Source organism: Streptomyces sp. NPDC088254, from assembly GCF_044740925.1.
GTDB lineage: Bacteria > Actinomycetota > Actinomycetes > Streptomycetales > Streptomycetaceae > Streptomyces.
This window is the reverse complement of the sequence record NZ_JBIURQ010000011.1, coordinates 1-18,957: the sequence shown is the minus strand read 5'-3', so window position 1 is coordinate 18,957 and position 18,957 is coordinate 1. Positions and strand designations below refer to the sequence as shown.

Here is an 18,957-nt window from a genome sequence, read left to right as displayed (position 1 = left end):
CGCCCGCGGCCGTCCCGCTCACCGCGGCTCCCCGCGCGGGCCGCGCGGAGCAGGGGAGCCCGTCGAGCCGAGGAGCGCCAGCGCCGCCTCGGTGCTCAGCGCCGTACGCAGTCCCGGCAGCGTCAGCCCCAGTTCCACCAGGGTGATCGCGACCGCGGGCCGCATACCGGCCACGACGGTCTGCGCGGCCAGCAGCCGGGCGTTCGCGCCGATCTCGGCCAGCACCCGGCCGAGGAAGGAGTCGACGATCTCCACACCGGAGATGTCGATGACCACGCCGGTGACCCGGCTGCGGGCGATCGCCTCCACGATGTCGTGCTGGAGCTGTTCCGCCGTGCTGTCGTGCAGATCGCCCTGGAGGGTGACCAGCAGGACGTCGCCCAGCCTGAGCACCGGCACGGTTGCCCCGCCGGCGGGGGAGAAGTGTCCGTTCACCGCTGACCCGCACCGCCGGACGCCGAGTGCACGATGCCCGCGCCCAGCCCGTGCAGGGCGTACGACAGGGCGTCGGCCAGACCGGCCCGCGTCACCACGGTGCCCAGATCCAGGCCGAGGTGCACCATGGTCTGCGCGATCGCGGGCCGGATGCCGGAGACGACGCACTCGGCGCCCATCAGCCGCACCGCCGCCACCGTCTTCATCAGGTGCTGCGCGACGAGCGAGTCCACCGTCGGCACCCCGGTGATGTCCAGGATGGCGTACTTGGCCTGCTGGTCGACGACCGCCTGCAGCAAAGTCTCCATGACGACCTGGCTGCGGGCGCTGTCCAGCGTGCCGATCAGCGGCACGGCGACGATGCCGTCCCACAGCCGGATGACGGGCGTGGCGACCTCCAGAAGCTGGAGCTGCTGCCGGTCGCTGAGGGCCTGGATCTCGGTCAGCGCGGTCTCCATGACCACCAGCCGCATCGTCCCCATCAGCACGGTCAGGGTCGAGCTGCACTCCCTCACGTGATCCGGGGAGGCGTCGGCCAGGTCGGCGACCAGCAGGTCCACGACGGGCGCCCGCAGCGCGTCCACCTCGCCGGAGACCTGGGCCGTGCTCAGGCCGAACCGGGAGCGGGCGGCGGTCATCCGTGACAGCTGCTCGCGGATCGCGGCGAACCCGGCGCTGTCGGAGTTCTCCACCCGGCCGGAGCGGACGACGTCGGCGAGGGCGTCCACCACGGAGCGGCCCGCGTCCACCGCCTCGTCCCGGGACACCGTGAAGACGGTGCGGAAGAAGGACTCGTCGGCCCACCGCTGGGCGATCTGCTCCCGGCGGCGGCCCAGGAAGGCCCCTACCTCCTCCGTCGGCGTACGGTGTTCCGCGGCCGCTTCGCGCTCCGGCACTCTTCACTCCTCATCTGCGTCCCAATGCCCCGTCACCGCCGCAGACGACGGTCACGCGGGGTGACCCTTGCCGGACGACAACCCTAACCAGGTCCCCGACCGGCCCACTCTCTTGGCCTGCCCGCACGGCTGTCAAACGATCACCCTCCCCCTCGATCAGGCCGGCTGCGGGCCGTCGATCAGCGCCAACGCGTCGTCCACCTTGTCCGACACGGGCACCGTGAGGCTCACCCCGGTCAGGTCCAGGACCCGGCGCACCGCCGGCGTGGGATCGATCACGTGCACGCTGCCCGGCAGGTTCCGCGCCTCCTGGTACACGCGCAGGATGATGTTCATCCCGGAGGAGTCCATGAAGGGCACCGCGGACAGATCCAGCAGGAAGTGCCGCCTGCCGTGATGGAGCTGGTTCGCCAGATGGGCCTGGAACTCGGTCGCCGTGTCGAGGTCGAGATGGCCCTCGACCGTGACCAGGGCCACGTCCTCGCGGGGCAGGGTGACCTCGACGGACAACGGGTTCTGGGCGATGGACACGAGTACCTCCGAAAACTGACGGTCCGGGCGCGTGCCCGGGGGTGACTGCGGTACGGGTCGAGCGCGGTCGGGACGGATCCTCCGGCCGACACCGGGCCCTGCCTCGTCTCCCCCCTCGCCTTCCGCTCCCGGCCTCGCACCGCGCACGAGCGGATACCCGCTAACCCGTCGCTCATGCACCGAAGATCCCGCGGGAACCGCTGAGGGGTCCTCGCGCCGCGCCCTGATGCGGACGCTCACGGCGCGAGGACCCCTCATGACGGCGCGCGGCCTTGTCAGCCCAGCCTGATGCCCACGATGCAGGTGTCGTCGTCCGTGTCCGACCTGCTGTACGTGAGCAGCCGGTCCAGCTGCTGGTCCAGCGTCGCCACGGCCGTGCGGGCCTCGCTCAGCAGATGCGTCAGCGACTCCTCCACCGACCGGTCCCGCCGCTCGATCAGCCCGTCCGTGTACATCAGCAGCGTGTCGTCGGCCGCGAGCTGGACCTCCTCCTCCTCGTACGCCGTCTCCGGCACGGCGCCCAGCAGCATCCCCTTCAGCAGGGGCAGCGGGGCCGCGCTCGCCTCGCGCACCAGCACCGGCGGCAGATGGCCGGCCCTCGCCCACCGCAGCGTGCGCCGCGCCGGGTCGTACAGCCCGCACACCGCCGTCGCCGTCACGGCGCCCGTCAGATGGTGGGCCACGATGTTCAGCCACGACAGCAGCTGCCCCGGACCCGCCCCGGTCACCGCCAGTCCGCGCAGCGCGTTGCGCAGCACCACCATGGACGTCGCCGCCTCGATGCCGTGCCCGGCGACGTCGCCCACGCACAGCATCACCAGCCCCGACGGCAGCACCACCGTGTCGTACCAGTCGCCGCCCACCAGCTGCTCCTCCTCGGCCGGCCGGTAGCGCACCGCCACCTGCAGCCCGGGAACCTCCAGCGGGGTGTGCGTCGGCGGCATGATCGCGTGCTGGAGCTGAAGCGTGAGCCGGTTGCGCTCGCTCGCCTGCTGCTCGGTCTGCGCCAGCTGGTCACGCGTCGCGGCGAGCGCCACCTCCGTCCAGTGCTGCGACGAGATGTCCTGGTAGGCGCCGCGTACGGCGACCAGCCGTGCGTCGGTGTCCAGGACGGGCTCGGCCACGATCCGCATGTGCCGGGTCACCCCGTCCGGCCGCTGGAGCCGGAAGGCTGCCGAGGACGGCCGCCGGTGGTGCATCAGCGTGCGCAGGAACCGCCCGACGGGCACCGCGTCGTCGGGGTGGGCGTGCGCCCCCAGCTCCTCCAGCGGCACCGGGGGAGCGGAGGGGTCCCGCCCGTACAGGGCGAACATCTGTCCGTTCCAGGTGGTCTCGCCCGTCAGCACGTTCTCCTCGAAGCCGCCGATGCGGCCGAGGCGCTGCGCGTGCTGCAACAGGCTCGCCAGCCGCGCCGTCTCGTCCTCGATGCGCCAGATCAGCAGCACGCACGTGCCGTGGCGGCTGATGCTCAGGTCCGCGACCGCCGACAGCGACACCTCGTCCACGAGCGCGGTCAGACTCATCCGCCGCGCCCGGAACGGCTCACCGGTGGCGTAGACGCGCTCGATGCGCTGGAACAGGTCGCTCCCGCCGGCGGACATCGGGTACGCCTCCAGCATCAGGGCGCCGTTGACCACCGCCCGGGGCCGGCCCGCCGGGTCCAGGAAGCGGTCGTTGACGTGCTGGATGCGGAAGTCCACCAGCTGCCCCGACGCGTCGATGTGCGGCACGAGGACCAGCGCCGGATCGTGCAGCCCGTCCGCCAGGTCCATCAGCTCCGCGGCGTCGGGCAGCACCCGCGGCTCCCGGTCGGAGGCGTCCGCGAGCGTGTACGTCTGCAGGGTGTGCGCACACAGCTCGGCCAGCGCCTCCACCTGGCGCACCACCTGCGGCGACTGCGGCTCCAGCGGGGTGGGCCAGGCGATCTCCAGGACGCCGTGCACCCGGCCGCCGGTCCCCGCGGGCAGGGCGACCCGGCCGCCGTCGGCGTGCAGCTGCCGGCCGATGGTGGGCAGGCCCGTCTGCGCCAGCGACCGGACCCACAGCCCCGAACGCTCGGTCAGGCCCCGCCGGGCCACCGTGGCCACGTCCGGCGGGACGTAACGCCAGCGCGCCGCCTCCGCGGGGGCGAAGCCGGCGCTGCCGGCCAGCGTGAGCGAGCCGTCCGGGCCGGCCGCCCAGATCGCCACCGCCATCGCGCCGAGCGGGCCCAGGGCGTGCTGGAGCAGCGAGTCGGCGACGGCCTGCGTGTCGTGCGCGGCGAGCGCCCCGCTCTCGGCGGCCCGCAGCCGCACGGCCGCGGAGTCCTCCCCGAGGCCCTCGCCGAGACCGTCGTCGACACCGGAGACGGTGGCCATGAAGGCGTCGGTCACCTCCGACACGCGGTCCCGGGCGGCCTGGTTGATGACCTCCACCGCGAACTCCAGCGGCGTCACCGCGGCCTGCCGGGCCAGCTCGGTGAGCTGGCGGGCCGCCTCGGCCGGGCCGCACCCGAGCCGCTCCACCAGGATGCCCTTGGCGAGCTCGACCAGGGCCCGGCCCTCGGCCTCGGCCTGCGCCGCCCGCACCTCCCGCCGCAGCCGTGCCACGGTAGCGGCGAGCCGGCCCACCGGGGTGGGCGTCTCCCCGTCCTCGCCGGCCCGGCCGTCACCGGACCGGACCTCGGGGGAGCGGTCCGCGCGCGATGCGACGGCGGTGGCCCGCCCCGGGGACGCCGACACCCCGGCCCTCCCGTCCGCGGACGGCCGGGCCGCGCCGTCGCGGCCGGCCTCGGCCGGAGCGTCGTTCCTCTCGTGCGGTTGTTCGGGAATGCTCACGTGCGAAGACTCCTCGGCTGGAACGTCCGGGGGCGGATGCGGGCGGGCGCTCTCAGACGGTCAGCCAGCGGCGTACGCAGGACATCAGATCATGGGTGTCGACGGGCTTGGTGACGTAGTCGCTGGCGCCCGAGGCGAGGCTCTTCTCCCGGTCCCCGGGCATCGCCTTCGCGGTCACCGCGACGATGGGCAGCTCGGCGTACTGCGGCATGGTGCGGATCTCCGCGGTGGCGGTGTATCCGTCCATCTCCGGCATCATCACGTCCATCAGCACGAGCGCGACGTCCGGGTTGTTGCGCAGCGTCTCGATGCCCTCGCGCCCGTTCTCCGCGTGCAGCACCCGCATGCCGTGCAGCTCCAGGATGCCGCTCAGCGCGAACAGGTTGCGCGCGTCGTCGTCCACGACGAGGACCGTACGGCCCACGACGGCGTCGTCGACCGGCGGCGGACCCACCGGCTGCGGCTCGTCCGAGCGGACCAGCGCCAGCACGTCCCCGGGCTGCTCGGCCGACAGGTGCAGGGTGATGCGCTCACGCAGCTCGTCCAGGCTGGACAGGAACTCCAGCGGCCGGCCCGCCGAACGGGACTGCAGCGTCTCCTCCTGCGCCAGGTCGGCCCGGTGCCCGCTGTGCACGAGCACCGGCACGCCCGTCAGCGCCGAGTCGGCCTGGAGCGCCTCCAGGAAGCGGGAGGCCTCCGCGTCCGGCATGCCCAGCTCCAGCACCACGCAGTGGCACGGCTCGGAGGCCAGCGCGCCCGCCGCCTCCTGCGCCCCCACGGCGGTCACCACGTCCACGGGCGGCGGCGGGGTGCCGTCCTCCCGGCTGCGCGCCATGTCCGCCACGACGCTCTCCGCGACGAGGGTCAGCAGCCCTCGCGGCCGCTCCTCCACCACGAGCAGCCGGCGCGGACGACGGCCGGCCCCGCCCGGCGACAGCGGCAGCCCCGGGGCGGACGCCATCAGCGGCACCGGCCGCTCCTCGGAACCGCGCTCCACCGGCCGTCCGCCGGCGAGCAGTTCCTCGAAGTCGACCCGGGCGACCGGCAGGTACAGCGTGAACGTGCTGCCCTTGCCGGGCGTGCTGTCCACGGTCACCGCACCACCGAGCAGATGGGCGATCTCCCGGGTGATGGACAGCCCGAGACCCGTGCCGCCGTACTTGCGGCTGGTGGTGCCGTCGGCCTGCTGGAAGGCCCCGAAGATGGTCTCCAACTGCTGTTCCGGGATGCCGATGCCGGTGTCCTTGACCCGGAACGCGACCACCGTGCCGCCCCGGACCACCCCCTGGGGCACCTCCTCCGGCGCCACCGGCTCGATGCGCAGCTCCACACTGCCCTGCTCGGTGAACTTCACCGCGTTGGACAGCAGGTTGCGCAGCACCTGACGCAGCCGCGAGTCGTCCGTCAGCAGGTCCGCCGGAGCGCCGGCCGCGGTGCTGATGGTGAAGTCCAGGCTCTTCTGCGTCGTCATCGGACGGAACGTCGCCTCGACGTACTCCAGCAGCTGACGCAGCGGCACCCGCTCCGGCGAGACGTCCATCTTGCCGGCCTCGACCTTGGACAGGTCCAGGATGTCGTTGATCAGCTGGAGCAGGTCCGAGCCGGCCGAGTGGATGATCCCCGCGTACTCCACCTGCTTGGGGGTGAGGTTGCGCGAGGGGTTCTGGGCCAGCAACTGGGCGAGGATCAGCAGGCTGTTGAGCGGGGTGCGCAGCTCATGGCTCATGTTCGCCAGGAACTCCGACTTGTACTTCGACGCCAGCGACAACTGCTGCGCCCGCGCCTCCAGTTCCTGCCGGGCCTGCTCGATCTGGAGGTTCTTCGCCTCGATGTCGCGGTTCTGCGCCACCAGCAGCGAGGCCTTCTCCTCCAGTTCGGCGTTGGAGCGCTGCAGTTCCTCCTGCTGCGACTGCAACTCGGCCGAGCGGGCCTGGAGTTCGGCCGTCAGGCGCTGCGACTCGTCGAGCAGCTCGTCGGTGCGGGCGTTCGCCACGATGGTGTTGACGTTGACGCCGATGGTCTCCCTGAGCTGCTCCAGGAAGTCCCGGTGGATCTCCTTGAACGCGGTGACCGAGGCCAGCTCGATCACGCCGAGCACCTGGCCCTCGAACAGGATCGGAAGCAGCACCAGCGCGCTGGGCTCGACCTGTCCGAGCCCGGAGGAGATGGCGACGTACCCGGCGGGCAACTCGTCGACCGTGATCGTACGGCGGCTGCGGGCGGCCTGGCCGACCAAGGAGCGGCCGAACGGGATGCGGGTCGGACGGGAGTCGTCGTCGGGGTAGCCGTAGGCGCCCACGAGCCGCAGCTCCGGGCCCTTTCTGCCCTCCTCGGCGAGGTAGAACGCGCCGTACTGGGCGGCGACCAGCGGCACCAGCTCGTCCATGATCAGCTCGGCGACCACGGGCAGGTCCCGGTGGCCCTGCATCAGGCCGGAGATCCGCGCCAGGTTCGTCTTGAGCCAGTCCTGCTCCTGGTTGGCGAGCGTCGTCTCGCGCAGGGACCCCACCATCGAGTTGATGTTGTCCTTCAGCTCGGCGACCTCGCCGGAGGCCTCCACGGTGATCGAGCGGGTCAGGTCGCCCTCTGCGACCGCGCTCGTCACCTCGGCGATCGCGCGGACCTGCCGGGTCAGGTTCCCGGCCAGCTCGTTGACGTTCTCCGTGAGCCGCTTCCAGGTGCCCGAGACACCCTCCACCTCGGCCTGTCCGCCGAGGCGGCCCTCGGTGCCGACCTCGCGGGCGACGCGGGTGACCTCGTCGGCGAACGCGGACAGCTGGTCGACCATCGTGTTGATGGTCGTCTTCAGCTCCAGGATCTCGCCGCGGGCGTCGACGTCGATCTTCTTCGACAGGTCGCCCTTGGCCACCGCCGTCGTCACCAGGGCGATGTTGCGGACCTGGCCGGTGAGGTTGTTGGCCATGGAGTTGACGTTGTCGGTGAGGTCCTTCCAGGTGCCGGCCACGTTCGGCACGTGCGCCTGTCCGCCGAGGCGGCCCTCGGTGCCGACCTCGCGGGCCACGCGGGTGACCTCGTCGGCGAACGCCGACAGGGTGTCCACCATGGTGTTGATGACGTCGGCGAGCGCGGCCACCTCGCCCTTGGCCTCGACGGTGATCTTCTGCGACAGGTCGCCCCTGGCCACGGCGGTGGCCACCTGGGCGATGGAGCGCACCTGGCCCGTCAGGTTCGACGCCATCACGTTGACGTTGTCGGTGAGGTCCTTCCAGGTGCCCGAGACGCCCCGGACCTGGGCCTGACCGCCGAGGTTTCCGGCGGTGCCGACCTCGCGGGCGACGCGGGTGACCTCGTCGGCGAAGGCGGAGAGCTGGTCGACCATCGTGTTGAGAGTGTTCTTCAGCTCCAGGATCTCGCCGCGGGCGTCGACGTCGATCTTCTGGGAGAGATCGCCCTGAGCCACCGCGGTGGCCACCTGGGCGATCTTGCGGACCTGTGACGTGAGGTTGCCCGCCATGAAGTTCACCGAGTCGGTGAGGTCCCGCCAGGTGCCTTTGACACCCTTGACGTCGGCCTGTCCGCCGAGGCGTCCTTCGGTGCCGACCTCGCGGGCGACGCGGGTGACCTCGTCGGCGAAGGCGGACAGCTGGTCGACCATCGTGTTGATGGTGTTCTTCAGCTCCAGGATCTCGCCGCGGGCGTCGACGGTGATCTTCTGGGAGAGGTCGCCCTGGGCGACAGCCGTCGTCACCTGGGCGATGTTGCGGACCTGGTTGGTGAGGTTTCCGGCCATGAAGTTGACCGAATCCGTGAGGTCCCGCCAGACGCCGGCGACGCTCGGCACCTGGGCCTGACCGCCGAGGCGTCCTTCGGTGCCGACCTCGCGGGCGACGCGGGTGACCTCGTCGGCGAAGGCGGACAGCTGGTCGACCATCGTGTTGACGGTCTCCTTCAGCTGGAGGATCTCACCGCGCGCCGGCACGTCGATCTTCTGCGACAGGTCGCCCTTGGCCACCGCCGTCGCCACCTGGGCGATGTCACGGACCTGCGTGGTCAGGTTGCCCGCCATCGCGTTGACGGAGTCCGTCAGGTCCGCCCACGTCCCGGAGACCCCCGGCACCTCGGCCTGACCGCCGAGGGTGCCCTCGGTGCCGACCTCCCGCGCCACCCGGGTGACCTCGGAGGTGAACACGGACAGCTGGTCGACCATGCCGTTGAACACGGTGGCGATGTCGCCCATCAGCCCGTCGCCGTCGGCGGGCAGCCGGGTGCCGAAGTCGCCGTCGCGTACGGCGGTGAGCCCGGCGAGGAGCCGCCTGAGCTCCTCGCCGGGGACCGTGTCGACGACCTCGGTCGCGTTGCTGGTCATGCGTCCCCTCGTTCCGCTCCCCAGGAGCCCCCGGCGGGGGCTCGGAACGCGGGCCGCCCGGGTGGACGGCACCGCACGTCGTGCGTGTATTTCCGCAGTTCACGGATGTGCGCTGACGAGAGAAATACGCCGAAGGCTAACCCACGAGCCGGGGGCGGAACAAAGCGTCGCGTGATTTGCCCACACAGGATTTCCACCGGGCGCCCATCAGGCATGCACGGCCCGATAGGGGGTACCGGGAAGGGTTCGGTTCGCGGGCCCGTACCGGCCCCCGTCCCGGTGGAGAGGTCGCGGGAGTCAGGCGAGTTCGGAGCCCAGCAGCCCCGTGCGCAGCCGGCTCACCAGTCGGCTGATGAGCCGTGAGACGTGCATCTGCGAGATGCCCAGTTCCTGACCGATCTCGGCCTGCGTGCGCTCCTCGACGAAGCGCAGATGCAGGATCTGCCGCTCCCGCGGGCCGAGTTCGGCGATCAGGGGCGCCAGCGAGTGGAAGTCCTCCACCAGCGCCAGTGCCGGCTCCTCCACGCCGATGAAGTCGGCCAGCACCGACTCGCCGTCCGTGCCGCTGTCGGCGACGAGGGCGGCGTCGAGCGAGGCGGAGGTGTAGCAGTTGGCGGCCTTGCGGGCCTCGATGACCTCCTCTTCGGACAGCGACATCAGCTGCGACAGCTCGCGCGTGGTGGGCATCCGGCCCAGCCTGGTCTGCAACTCGTCCGTCGCCCGGGCCAGTTCGACCCGCGCCTCCTGGAGCCGGCGCGGCACATGGACCGCCCAGCTGGTGTCGCGGAAGAAGCGCTTGATCTCCCCGACGATGTAGGGCACGGCGAACGAGGTGAACTCGACCTCGCGGGACAGCTCGAACCGGTCGATCGCCTTGATCAGGCCGATCGTCCCGACCTGGACGATGTCCTCCATCGAGTCGCCCCGGCCGCGGAACCGGGAGGCCGCGTACCGCACCAGCGACAGGTTCATCTCGATCAACGTGTTGCGCACGTACTGGTGCTCGCGCGTGCCCTCCTCCAGCACGGCCAGCCGGTCGAAGAACCGTCGCGAGAGCTGTCGCGCGTCTCTCGGGCTGACCTGGGTGGGCGATTCGACGACCGGGACCCCCTCAGGGAGGCCGTCCGCGGCCTCCGGCTCCGCCGTGGTCTCTCTCGCCTGTGCCGTCACGGCATTCATGCCGCTCACTCCGTTCGTGAATGCCCGCCGTGGACCGTCGGACTTGATCAAGGACGCACTCCGTGTGCCCTTCCTTCCCCACCCCACACCGCTGTGGACGCACCCGCCGCCGGCGTCGGCCGAATCCGCCGAATGCCCGCGCGGGGCGCGGGTATCCGGGGTGTGGAATCGAGAAGGGAGCAGCGTGACCATGGACGGAATCTGGTCCTACCCGGCAGGCAGCGGGCATGCGGCGGGAGAGGACCTGACGGGGTATGACGTGGTGGCGGCCGACCGCTCCATAGGCCACGTCGAACGGGAGGACGGCCACCACGGCATGTGGCACCTGGTCGTCGACACGGGTGTCTGGCTCTTCGGGCGCAGCGCCGTGGTCCCGGTGGGGGTCGTGCAGTCCGTCGACACGCAGGCCCGCTCCATCGTGCTGTCCTGCACCGGAGACCAGGTCAAGGAGGCCCCCCGGTTCACGACGGACAGCGAGACCATGGACCCCGCGTATCTGGCGGCCGTGGCCGAGTACTACCACCGGCTGGCCCCGCACGGGACGACCACGGGCTGACCGCCAACGGCCGCGTGGGCGGCCCCGGATGCTCGCATGCCGTCACGGGCATGTCGTCAGGGAGCCGCCCGCGCGCCGCTCACCCGATCCTCAGCCGAGTCCTCACCCGGGTCCTTCGGCACGGCGGGAATCACCACGGCAGGAAGACGTGCACGTCCTTGCCCCTGTCGTCCGCGACCACACTGACCTGGCTGCACAGGGTGTGGATCAGGTGCCAGCCGATGCCGCCGCCCCCGCTGTCGGGGTGGAACGGCCGGGGCGCCGGCGGAGTGGGGTTCGTGTCGTGCAGCGTGACATGCACGCCGTCGAACGTGGGACGCAGACGCAGCTCGAAGGGGCCCGGCGCGTACTGGACCGCGTTCGAGGACAGCTCCGTGACGATCAGCACGATGTCGTGCCAGTACTCGGGTGCCGAGGGTCGGGACACCCGTGACAGATCACGGAGGAACTCCTCGGCTGCCAGTCGCGCGCCCGTCACGTCGTGCGGTTCGCCCGTGAAGCGGGCGGTGCGGCCCGGGATCGCCCAGGAGGTCAGGGAGTCGTTACCACGGGGCTCGGTTGCCATGTCGTAGTTGCGGCCCGCTGTGGCCGGGGCCGTCGTCCTTTCTTCCGCAGCTTGCTCGTCGCACTCAACAGGGTTCCCGAGGTGGCGCAGGCTACGCGTCCGGCTCCCCACGGCGGCATGTGAGTTACGCCGGGCCACCGCGCAGCCACGCCGGGTGCGTCCGTCAGCGGAACACGTCGTCGGCGTCGTCCCAGCTGAGCACCTCTTCCACCGGGCTCTGCCGGGGCGGCCGGGCGCGCGCCTGGTACATCGCCTCGATCTCGGCCGCGTAGTGCCGCACGATCGAGTCCCGGCGCAGCTTCATCGACGGGGTGAGCAGACCGTTGGACTGGTCGAACGGCTGGGGGAGGATCCGGAAGCAGCGGATGGACTCGGAGCGGGACACCGCGCTGTTGGCCGCGGCCACCGCCCGGCCGATCTCGTCCCGCAGGGCGTTCTCCTCCCGGTCCTCCCGGCTGAAGGCGTCGCTGTGCAGCGCCAGCCCGCCGCGCCAGTGCGCCAGGAAGTCGGGGTCCAGCGTGATCAACGCGCCCACGCAGGGCCGGTTGTCGCCCACGACCACCGCCTGGTGCACCAGGGGATGCATCCGCAGCCGCTGCTCCAGCGCGGCCGGCGCCACGCTCTTGCCGCTGCTGGTGATGATGACGTCCTTCTTGCGGCCGGTGATGCTGAGGTACCCCTCGTCGTCCAGCGTTCCGAGGTCGCCGGTGGCCAGCCAGCCGTCCCGCAGCGCGGCCCGGGTCGCGCCCTCGTCGTTGATGTAGCCCTGGAACACGGACGGGCCGTGCACCAGGATCTCCCCGTCGTCCGCGACGCGGATCTCGGTGCCCGGCAGGGCCTGTCCCACGGTGCCCGTCTTCTCCCGGCCGAGCGGCTGCATGGTGATCCCGCCGGCGGTCTCGGTCAGCCCGTACCCGTCGTGCACGTAGATGCCGATGCCCTCGTAGAACAGGGACAGGTCGCGGTGGAGCGGCGAGCCGCCCGACGTGGCGCGGTGCACGCGCCCGCCGAGGGCGGCACGCAGTCTGCGGTACACCGTGCGCTCGAACACGGCGTGCTGGAGCCGCAGGTCGAAGCCCGGCCCCGAACCCCGGCCGAGCCGCTGCCGTTCGACGGCGGCCGCGAAGTCCCGGGCCGTCTCCGCGGCCCGCTCGAACACCGCGCCCCGGCCCGCCTGCTGGGCGGTGCGCAGGAAGTTCTTGTAGATCTTCTCGAACACGGAGGGGACGGCGTACAGATACGTCGGCCGGAAGGTGCGCAGCGCCTCGGCGAGCGCGGTGGCGCTCAGGTCGGGCTCGTGACCCATGAGGATGCCGCCGCGCAGACACAGCCCCTGGATCATCAACCCGTACACATGGGAGAAGGGAAGGAAGGCGAGCACGGAAGCCTGCTTCCCGGCCGGCGCCGCCGTCCGCCCCCAGCCGGCCAGCAGTGTGTCGCAGGGCGCGGCCAGACTGCGGTGGCTCAGGGCGCAGCCCAGCGGGCGGCCCGAGGTGCCGGAGGTGTAGGCGACCACCGCGGTGGAGTCCGGCAGCACGATCCGGCGCAGCGAGTCCACCGAGGTGATCGACACCGTCCGGCCCAGGTGCGCGAGTTCGTCCATGGCCCCGGTGTCCAACTGCCAGACATGGCGCAGGGCGGGCAGGCTCGCGCACACCGAGCCCACCGTCATCACGCTCTGCTCGTCCTCGACGACCACACCGACGCAGCCCGCGTCCCGCAGGATGTACTCCACCTGGTCGCGGGAGGACGTCGGATAGATGGGGACCACCTCGGCGCCCAGCGCCCACAGGGCGTGGCACAGCACCGACCACTCGTAACGGGTGCGCGCCATGATCGCCACGCGGTGGCCCGGCGAGATCCCGGAGGCGACCAGCCCCTTGGCGAGGTCGACCACCTGGTCCCGCAGCTCGAGGGCCGTCACCTCCACCCACCCCCCTTCTCCCATGGAGGCGGAGCGACGGGCGAGCACGGGAAGCGCGGGGGTGCGGGCCGCCGTCTCGAAGACGCTGTCGGCGAGCCCTCCGGTCAGGGGCGGGGCGGCTGGGGGAGCGAGGGCCACGTTGCGCATGCGCTGCTCCTGACATGTACGGGGTGTGACTCAGCCGATGAGGACAGTCATCGACGGTGGTCGAATGTAGCCCAGGCGGGACCGTTTGTGGCCGCGAACGGATTAGTAATCCGCGTTGATGATCTCGAAGGTCGGGGGACTCGGGGGACATGACCCACATCAGTCCCGACCCCGAACCCGAACGCAGCACCGGTCTCGAACCGGGAGGCGGCGTTCCGCCCGGCGAGACGCCGCCCGCGGAGAGCAGCCTGCCCGAGGCCGGCCCACGCGAGACGCACAACCCGACCAAGGGCTGGGCCAAGGCCCCGCTCACCCTGATCATCGTCCTGACCGTACTGGTCGCGGCCTTCTTCCTGGCCTACGCCCTGGCCCTGATCCTCTGAACGCCGCTCCCGGCAACGCGGCGAGGCGCCGCGCCAGACGCCGCGAGCCTGGGAGTACCTCCCGCTCAAGGCAGTGGGGGAGGGACTTTCGAAACACGTCCTAGCGTGCCCCGCCGACCTGGGTGTGGCGGACGCAGGCCGTGACGACCTCGCGCAGGCTACCCGTGCGCTCCCACACCTCGCGCTGGACCCGAGCGCCGTTGCCGTCGCGCAGCAGCGCCGCACAGCCCTCGCGGGCCCGCTCCAGGTCCCCGCTGTCGGCCAACGCGTCCGAGACGTGGTCCAGCAGGGCGTTCACCACCGTCTCGGCGGGCGCCCGCCGCATGGTCGCCGGATGCAGCAGCTCACCGGTGAGCCCGGAACGCGAAGCCTGCCAGCCGGCCAGCCGCAGCAGGCTCACACTGTGGTCGACGGGCTCCTCCCCGGCCTTCCAGGAACGGGCCGCCGTCTCCACGAGACCCCGGGCGAGGGTGGCGAGCAGAACCGCGGTCCCAGCGTGCAGACACACATCCGCCACCCGGATCTCCACCGTCGGATAGCGCGCCGACAGCCGGGCGTCGAAGTAGATCATCCCGTCGTCGAGGATCGTGCCCGTGGCGACCATGTCCGCCACCCGCCGGTGGTAGCGCTCCGCCGAACCGAACAGCTCCGTCGGCCCGGCCGAGGGCCAGCGCTCCCACACCCGGCTGCGGTAACTGCTGTACCCCGACTCGTTCCCCTGCCAGAAGGGCGAGTTGGCGCTCAGCGCCAGCAGCACCGACAGCCACGGCCGGATGCGGTCGACGACGGCGACGCCCTCGTCGTCGGAGTCCACCGACACATGGACGTGGCATCCGCACACCAGTTGCTCACGCGTGGCGATGCCGTAGTGCTCCGTCATCCACTGGTAGCGGCGGTTCATGCCGACCGAGGGCAGCACCGGCAGCGGCGAGCTCGCCAGTGCCGCCACGGCGCAGCCGATCTCCCCGGCGTGCCGGGCCGCCTCCGCACGGATGCGCACGATCTCCTCGCTGAGTTCCGCCATGCCCGACTGCGGGTGGGTGGCGAACTCCAGCATCTGATCGTGCAGTTCCTTCTCGAAGACGCCTTCCTCGGCTTCGTCCCGCTCGGCGCGGGCGAGAACCGCGGCCGACATGGCTCGCGGTTCACCGGTCTCCGGGTCGACCAGGAGGAGTTCCTCCTCCACTCCGACGGTGCGCACGTCTTCACAGCCTCTCTGCAGGGGGTACGCACCCGAATGCCCCGCAGGGCCTCCTTCACACGCCCGTCGGCGCCAGCCACACGGTGGCGAGCGGCGGCAGCGTCAGCCGGATCTCCCCGTTCCGCGCCCGCACGTCCCCCTTCGGGCCGGCGACACGGACGTCACCGCCTCCGTAGCACGCCGCGTCGGTGTTGAGCACCTCCCGCCACACCCCGTCGGGCACGCCGAGCCGGTAGTCGTCGCGGACCACCGGCGAGAAGTTGCTCACCGACAGCAGCGGCGTGCCGTCAGCGGCGTGGCGCAGGAAGGCGAAGACGTTGTCGTCGGCGGCGTCGCACAACACCCAGCGGAAGCCCGCCGGTTCGGTGTCGCGCTGCCACAGGGCCGGCGTCGCGCGGTAGAGCGTGTTCAGATCGCGCACGAGGTGCTGCACGCCCCGGTGGTCACCCGCGGAGGCGTACCCGGGGTCCAACAGCCACCACTCCGGCCCGTGCTCCTCGGACCACTCCGCGCCCTGCGCGAACTCCTGTCCCATGAACAGCAGTTGCTTCCCCGGATGGGCCCACATGAAGCCCAGGTAGGCGCGGTGGTTCGCCCGCCGCTGCCACCAGTCGCCCGGCATCTTCGACACCAGCGCCTGCTTGCCGTGGACCACCTCGTCGTGCGAGATGGGCAGGACGTAGTTCTCGCTGTAGGCGTAGATCATCGAGAACGTCATCTCGTGGTGGTGGTACTTGCGGTGCACCGGCTCCTTGGCGATGTACTCCAGCGAGTCGTGCATCCACCCCATGTTCCACTTCAGCCCGAAGCCCAGACCGCCGCTGTCCGTCGGCCGGGTCACCCCGCCCCAGGCCGTCGACTCCTCGGCGATCGTCACCACCCCCGGGTTGCGCCGGTACACCGTGGCGTTCATCTCCTGCAGGAACGCCATCGCGTCCAGGTCCTCCCGCCCGCCGTACACGTTCGGCGTCCACTGCCCGGAGTCCCGCGAGTAGTCGAGGTACAGCATCGAGGCGACGGCGTCCACCCGCAGCCCGTCGATATGGAACTCCTCGCACCAGTAAGTGGCGTTGGCCACCAGGAAGTTGCGCACCTCGGTACGCCCGAAGTCGAACTCGAACGTGCCCCAGTCGGGGTGCTCGGCCCGCCGCGAGTCCCCGGGCTCGTACAGCGGATCCCCGTCGAAGCGCGCCAGCGCCCAGTCGTCCTTGGGGAAATGGGCCGGCACCCAGTCCATGATCACGCCGATGCCCGCCCGGTGCAGACTGTCCACCAGGTATTTGAGATCGTCCGGCGAACCGAGCCGGGCGGCCGGCGCGTAGAACCCGGTGACCTGGTAGCCCCAGGAACCCGAGAACGGGTGCTGCGCGACCGGCATGAACTCCACATGTGTGAAGCCGAGTTCGTTCACATACGCCGGGAGCTCCTCGGCCAGCTTGCGGTAGTCCGAGCCCGGCCGCCATGAAGGCAGGTGCACCTCGTACACCGAGAACGGCGCCTCGTGCACGGGGACGTCGCCCCGGTGCGCCATCCACTCCTCGTCGCCCCACTCGTAGTGCGAGGCGTGCACGATCGACGCCGTGTCCGGCGGGACCTCCGCGCACCGCGCCATCGGGTCGGCCTTCAGGAAACGGTGACCGTGGCGGGAGGTGATCTCGAACTTGTACTTCACGCCCTCGCCCACCCCGGGCAGGAACAGCTCCCACACCCCGGACGCGCCGAGCGAGCGCATCGGGAACGCCGTCCCGTCCCAGAACGTGAAGTCGGCGGCCAGGCGCACGCCCTGGGCGTTCGGCGCCCACACCGTGAACCGGGTCCCCGCCACCCCCTCATGGACCATCGGCTCCGCGCCCAGCGCCTTCCACAACTGCTCGTGACGGCCCTCCCGGACGAGATGCAGATCGAGTTCGCCCAGCGCGGGCAGGAAACGGTACGGATCGTGCACCTCGGCCTCGTCCGCCCCGTCCTGCTCGTACGACACCGCCAGCGTGTACGCGGGGATCGCGTCGAGCGGCAGCAGCGCCGAGAAGAGACCGTCCCCCTCCGACACCAGCGGCGTGCGCACGCCGTCCACCACCACGGCCACCGACCGGGCGTACGGCCTCAGCGCCCGGAAGGCGATCCCGCCCGGCACCGGATGCGCGCCGAGCAGGGAGTGCGGGTCGTGGTGCGCCCCCGCCAGCAGACGGCCGCGGTCGGCCGCGTCCAGCGCGGGGGCCGCACCCGGGCGGGGGCCGGCCGACTCGGGCAGAGAAGTGTCGCGCAGAGCCATGGGTCAGCCTCCTCGGACGGCGAGTCGTTCGATCGCCGCCATGGGTACGGGTAGCCAGTCCGGACGGTGCCGCGCCTCGTACAGCACCTCGTACACGGCCCGGTCGGTCTCGTAGGCACGCAGCAGCGCGTGCTTCTTGCGGGGGTCCCAGCCGGCCCGCGCCGCGTAACCGGCGCAGAACGCCTCCCGGCAGCCGCGCGCCCACTCCGGCCGCCAGGGCCGGCGCTGCCGGGCGGCGTAGTCGAAGGACCGCAGCATGCCGGCGATGTCCCGCACCGGGGAGTGCGGGCTGCACCGCTCGGCCAGCGGACGGGACGGCTCGCCCTCGAAGTCGATGACGAACCAGTCCCGTCCGGCGCGCAGCACCTGCCCGAGGTGCAGGTCGCCGTGGATGCGCTGGGCGGGCGGGCCCGGATCGCACACGGCGAGCGCCTCGAACGCGGTGGTCAGACCGGGGACGTACGGGCGCAGCGCCGCCACATGGTGCGCCGCGGCCTCCAGGCGCTCGGTCATCCCCGCCGCCGTCCGCGCGTTGTCGGCGTGCGGACCGCCCGGGAACGCCGCCGCGAGGGAGGTGTGCACCTCCGCCGTGGCGCGGCCCAGCGCCTCCGCCGCGGCGGTGAAGTCGTCGCCGTGGGCGAGGGCGTCCAGCGCCAGCGTCCAGCCGTCCGACGCGTCGGGCAGGAACGGCTGGAGCACGCCGAGCGTCGCCTCCAGAGGATGCGTCGTCCGGAACCACGCCACCGGCGCCGGGACCCGGCCGCACCCCTGCCCGGTCAGCGCGACCGGCACCTCCAGGTCGGGGTTCACCCCGGGCTGGACGCGCCGGAACACCTTCAGGATGAAGGCGTCGCCGTACACCACGGACGTGTTCGACTGCTCCGCCTCCATCAGCCGCGGCGCGAGCCCCGCCGGCACCGGCTTCGACGGGTCGGACTCGAAGCACAGCGGCCCGAGGGATCCGGGGTGCCGCATACGCTCCAGCAGCAGCTGCGCCGACCGGGGGTCCTGCAACGCGTCGTGCACCGTGAGGCCCGCCAGCGCCCCCTCCTCCACCCTGCCGATCAGGGCCCGCCCCAGCCGCGGGGACTGGTGCCGCTGGATGCCGAGGAGCAGTTGGTAGCAGTCCCCGGGCGGGGGAGTGCCGCCGGGCGAGGGCACACCCGACTGGCCGGTCTGCACCAGCAGATGCAGACATCCCGGATACAGCTCCGTCATGGACAGCAGACGCAGGTCGTGGAGCGGCCGGTCCTTGCCCGCGAACCAGCGCTGCCGCGGCAGCCACTCGCGCAGCAGAGCGCTGAGCGTCCCCGTGGAGCGGACGCCGGTGGCACTGCCCGGGCTCAGAGATGCGGTCTTCTGCATGGTGACGCGTCCTTTCCTCGACGCACGCTCACCGACGCCGGCCGACGCGGGAGGCGGCTCGGGCGAGCCGGAACCAGTAGAAGCCGTGGCCGGCGAGGGTGAGCAGGTAGGGCAGCTCGCCGACGGCGGGGAAGCGGACGCCGCCGAACAGCTCGACGGGGTGGCGGCCCTTGAAGCGGCGCAGGTCCAGCTCGGTGGGCTGGGCGAAGCGCGAGAAGTTGTGGACGCAGAGCACCAGGTCGTCCCCCCCGTCCTCCGAGGAGGCCTCCCGGAGGAAGGCGAGGACGGCCGGGTTGGAGGAGGGCAGCTCGGTGTAGGAGCCGAGTCCGAAGGCGGGGTTCTGTTTGCGGATCTCGATCA

General features: G+C 71.7%; 14 protein-coding genes. 2 read left to right on the top strand and 12 right to left on the bottom strand.

Annotated features, from left to right (window positions below):
* Positions 1–18 precede the first annotated feature (18 nt).
* The 6 genes from ACIOC0_RS29195 to ACIOC0_RS29170 all read right to left on the bottom strand — a co-directional run bounded on the left by ACIOC0_RS29195 (position 19) and on the right by ACIOC0_RS29170 (position 10,184).
* On the bottom strand, positions 19–435 hold the full coding sequence (locus tag ACIOC0_RS29195; protein ID WP_402158743.1) for an STAS domain-containing protein: 417 nt from the start codon (positions 433–435) through the stop codon (positions 19–21).
* Positions 432–1,331 (bottom strand): STAS domain-containing protein, encoded by a 900-nt coding sequence (locus ACIOC0_RS29190; RefSeq protein ID WP_402158742.1) that lies wholly within the window; start codon positions 1,329–1,331, stop codon positions 432–434. Before ACIOC0_RS29190 ends, ACIOC0_RS29195 begins: the two co-directional genes overlap by 4 nt.
* 156 nt (positions 1,332–1,487) lie before the next feature.
* Entirely contained in the window at positions 1,488–1,862 is a 375-nt protein-coding gene (locus ACIOC0_RS29185; RefSeq protein ID WP_356684290.1) for an STAS domain-containing protein, read from the bottom strand.
* A gap of 275 nt (positions 1,863–2,137) precedes the next feature.
* Positions 2,138–4,678 carry a SpoIIE family protein phosphatase gene (locus ACIOC0_RS29180; RefSeq protein ID WP_402158741.1) on the bottom strand — a complete coding sequence of 847 codons (2,541 nt, stop codon included), beginning with the start codon at positions 4,676–4,678 and terminating at the stop codon, positions 2,138–2,140.
* Positions 4,679–4,730: 52 nt separating this feature from the next.
* Positions 4,731–9,005 carry a HAMP domain-containing protein gene (locus ACIOC0_RS29175; RefSeq protein WP_402158740.1) on the bottom strand — a complete coding sequence of 1,425 codons (4,275 nt, stop codon included), beginning with the start codon at positions 9,003–9,005 and terminating at the stop codon, positions 4,731–4,733.
* Between the two features lie 297 nt (positions 9,006–9,302).
* Entirely contained in the window at positions 9,303–10,184 is an 882-nt protein-coding gene (locus ACIOC0_RS29170; RefSeq protein WP_402158739.1) for an RNA polymerase sigma factor SigF, read from the bottom strand.
* A gap of 190 nt (positions 10,185–10,374) precedes the next feature.
* Between ACIOC0_RS29170 and ACIOC0_RS29165 the strand changes: the two genes are divergently transcribed.
* The gene (locus ACIOC0_RS29165) at positions 10,375–10,740 is read left to right on the top strand and encodes a PRC-barrel domain containing protein (RefSeq protein ID WP_402158738.1); all 366 of its coding nucleotides are present in this window, start codon (positions 10,375–10,377) and stop codon (positions 10,738–10,740) included.
* 130 nt (positions 10,741–10,870) lie between these two features.
* Here ACIOC0_RS29165 and ACIOC0_RS29160 read toward each other — a convergent pair whose 3' ends face one another.
* Both ACIOC0_RS29160 and ACIOC0_RS29155 read right to left on the bottom strand, forming a co-directional pair.
* Complete coding sequence (locus ACIOC0_RS29160; protein WP_402158737.1) at positions 10,871–11,305, bottom strand: ATP-binding protein; 435 nt, start codon at positions 11,303–11,305, stop codon at positions 10,871–10,873.
* A gap of 163 nt (positions 11,306–11,468) precedes the next feature.
* Positions 11,469–13,376, bottom strand: coding sequence for an AMP-dependent synthetase/ligase (locus ACIOC0_RS29155; protein WP_402158736.1), 1,908 nt, complete (start codon positions 13,374–13,376; stop codon positions 11,469–11,471).
* 149 nt (positions 13,377–13,525) lie between these two features.
* On the opposite strand from ACIOC0_RS29155, the gene ACIOC0_RS29150 reads away from it, so the two are divergent.
* Complete coding sequence (locus tag ACIOC0_RS29150; protein ID WP_352251315.1) at positions 13,526–13,759, top strand: DUF6480 family protein; 234 nt, start codon at positions 13,526–13,528, stop codon at positions 13,757–13,759.
* A 100-nt stretch (positions 13,760–13,859) separates the two neighbouring features.
* Here ACIOC0_RS29150 and ACIOC0_RS29145 read toward each other — a convergent pair whose 3' ends face one another.
* The 4 genes from ACIOC0_RS29145 to ACIOC0_RS29130 all read right to left on the bottom strand — a co-directional run.
* Positions 13,860–14,960: a glutamate--cysteine ligase gene (locus ACIOC0_RS29145; protein ID WP_402158735.1), complete on the bottom strand. Its 1,101-nt coding sequence runs from the start codon at positions 14,958–14,960 to the stop codon at positions 13,860–13,862.
* A gap of 55 nt (positions 14,961–15,015) precedes the next feature.
* The gene (gene glgB, locus ACIOC0_RS29140) at positions 15,016–17,232 is read right to left on the bottom strand and encodes a 1,4-alpha-glucan branching protein GlgB (protein ID WP_402158734.1); all 2,217 of its coding nucleotides are present in this window, start codon (positions 17,230–17,232) and stop codon (positions 15,016–15,018) included.
* 3 nt (positions 17,233–17,235) lie between these two features.
* Positions 17,236–18,597, bottom strand: a complete 1,362-nt coding sequence (locus ACIOC0_RS29135) for a maltokinase (protein WP_402158733.1) — start codon at positions 18,595–18,597, stop codon at positions 17,236–17,238.
* Positions 18,598–18,625: 28 nt separating this feature from the next.
* The coding region (locus tag ACIOC0_RS29130; protein ID WP_352251307.1) for an alpha-glucosidase C-terminal domain-containing protein at positions 18,626–18,957 on the bottom strand (332 nt) is incomplete at its 5' end.

Coding starts and splice junctions, on each gene's coding strand:
- ACIOC0_RS29175 (WP_402158740.1), bottom strand. CDS start 9,005: ATGACCAGCAACGCGACCGAGGTCGTCGACACGGTCCCCGGCGAGGAG.
- ACIOC0_RS29170 (WP_402158739.1), bottom strand. CDS start 10,184: ATGAATGCCGTGACGGCACAGGCGAGAGAGACCACGGCGGAGCCGGAG.
- ACIOC0_RS29165 (WP_402158738.1), top strand. CDS start 10,375: ATGGACGGAATCTGGTCCTACCCGGCAGGCAGCGGGCATGCGGCGGGA.
- ACIOC0_RS29160 (WP_402158737.1), bottom strand. CDS start 11,305: ATGGCAACCGAGCCCCGTGGTAACGACTCCCTGACCTCCTGGGCGATC.
- ACIOC0_RS29155 (WP_402158736.1), bottom strand. CDS start 13,376: ATGCGCAACGTGGCCCTCGCTCCCCCAGCCGCCCCGCCCCTGACCGGA.
- ACIOC0_RS29150 (WP_352251315.1), top strand. CDS start 13,526: ATGACCCACATCAGTCCCGACCCCGAACCCGAACGCAGCACCGGTCTC.
- glgB (WP_402158734.1), bottom strand. CDS start 17,232: ATGGCTCTGCGCGACACTTCTCTGCCCGAGTCGGCCGGCCCCCGCCCG.
- ACIOC0_RS29135 (WP_402158733.1), bottom strand. CDS start 18,597: ATGCAGAAGACCGCATCTCTGAGCCCGGGCAGTGCCACCGGCGTCCGC.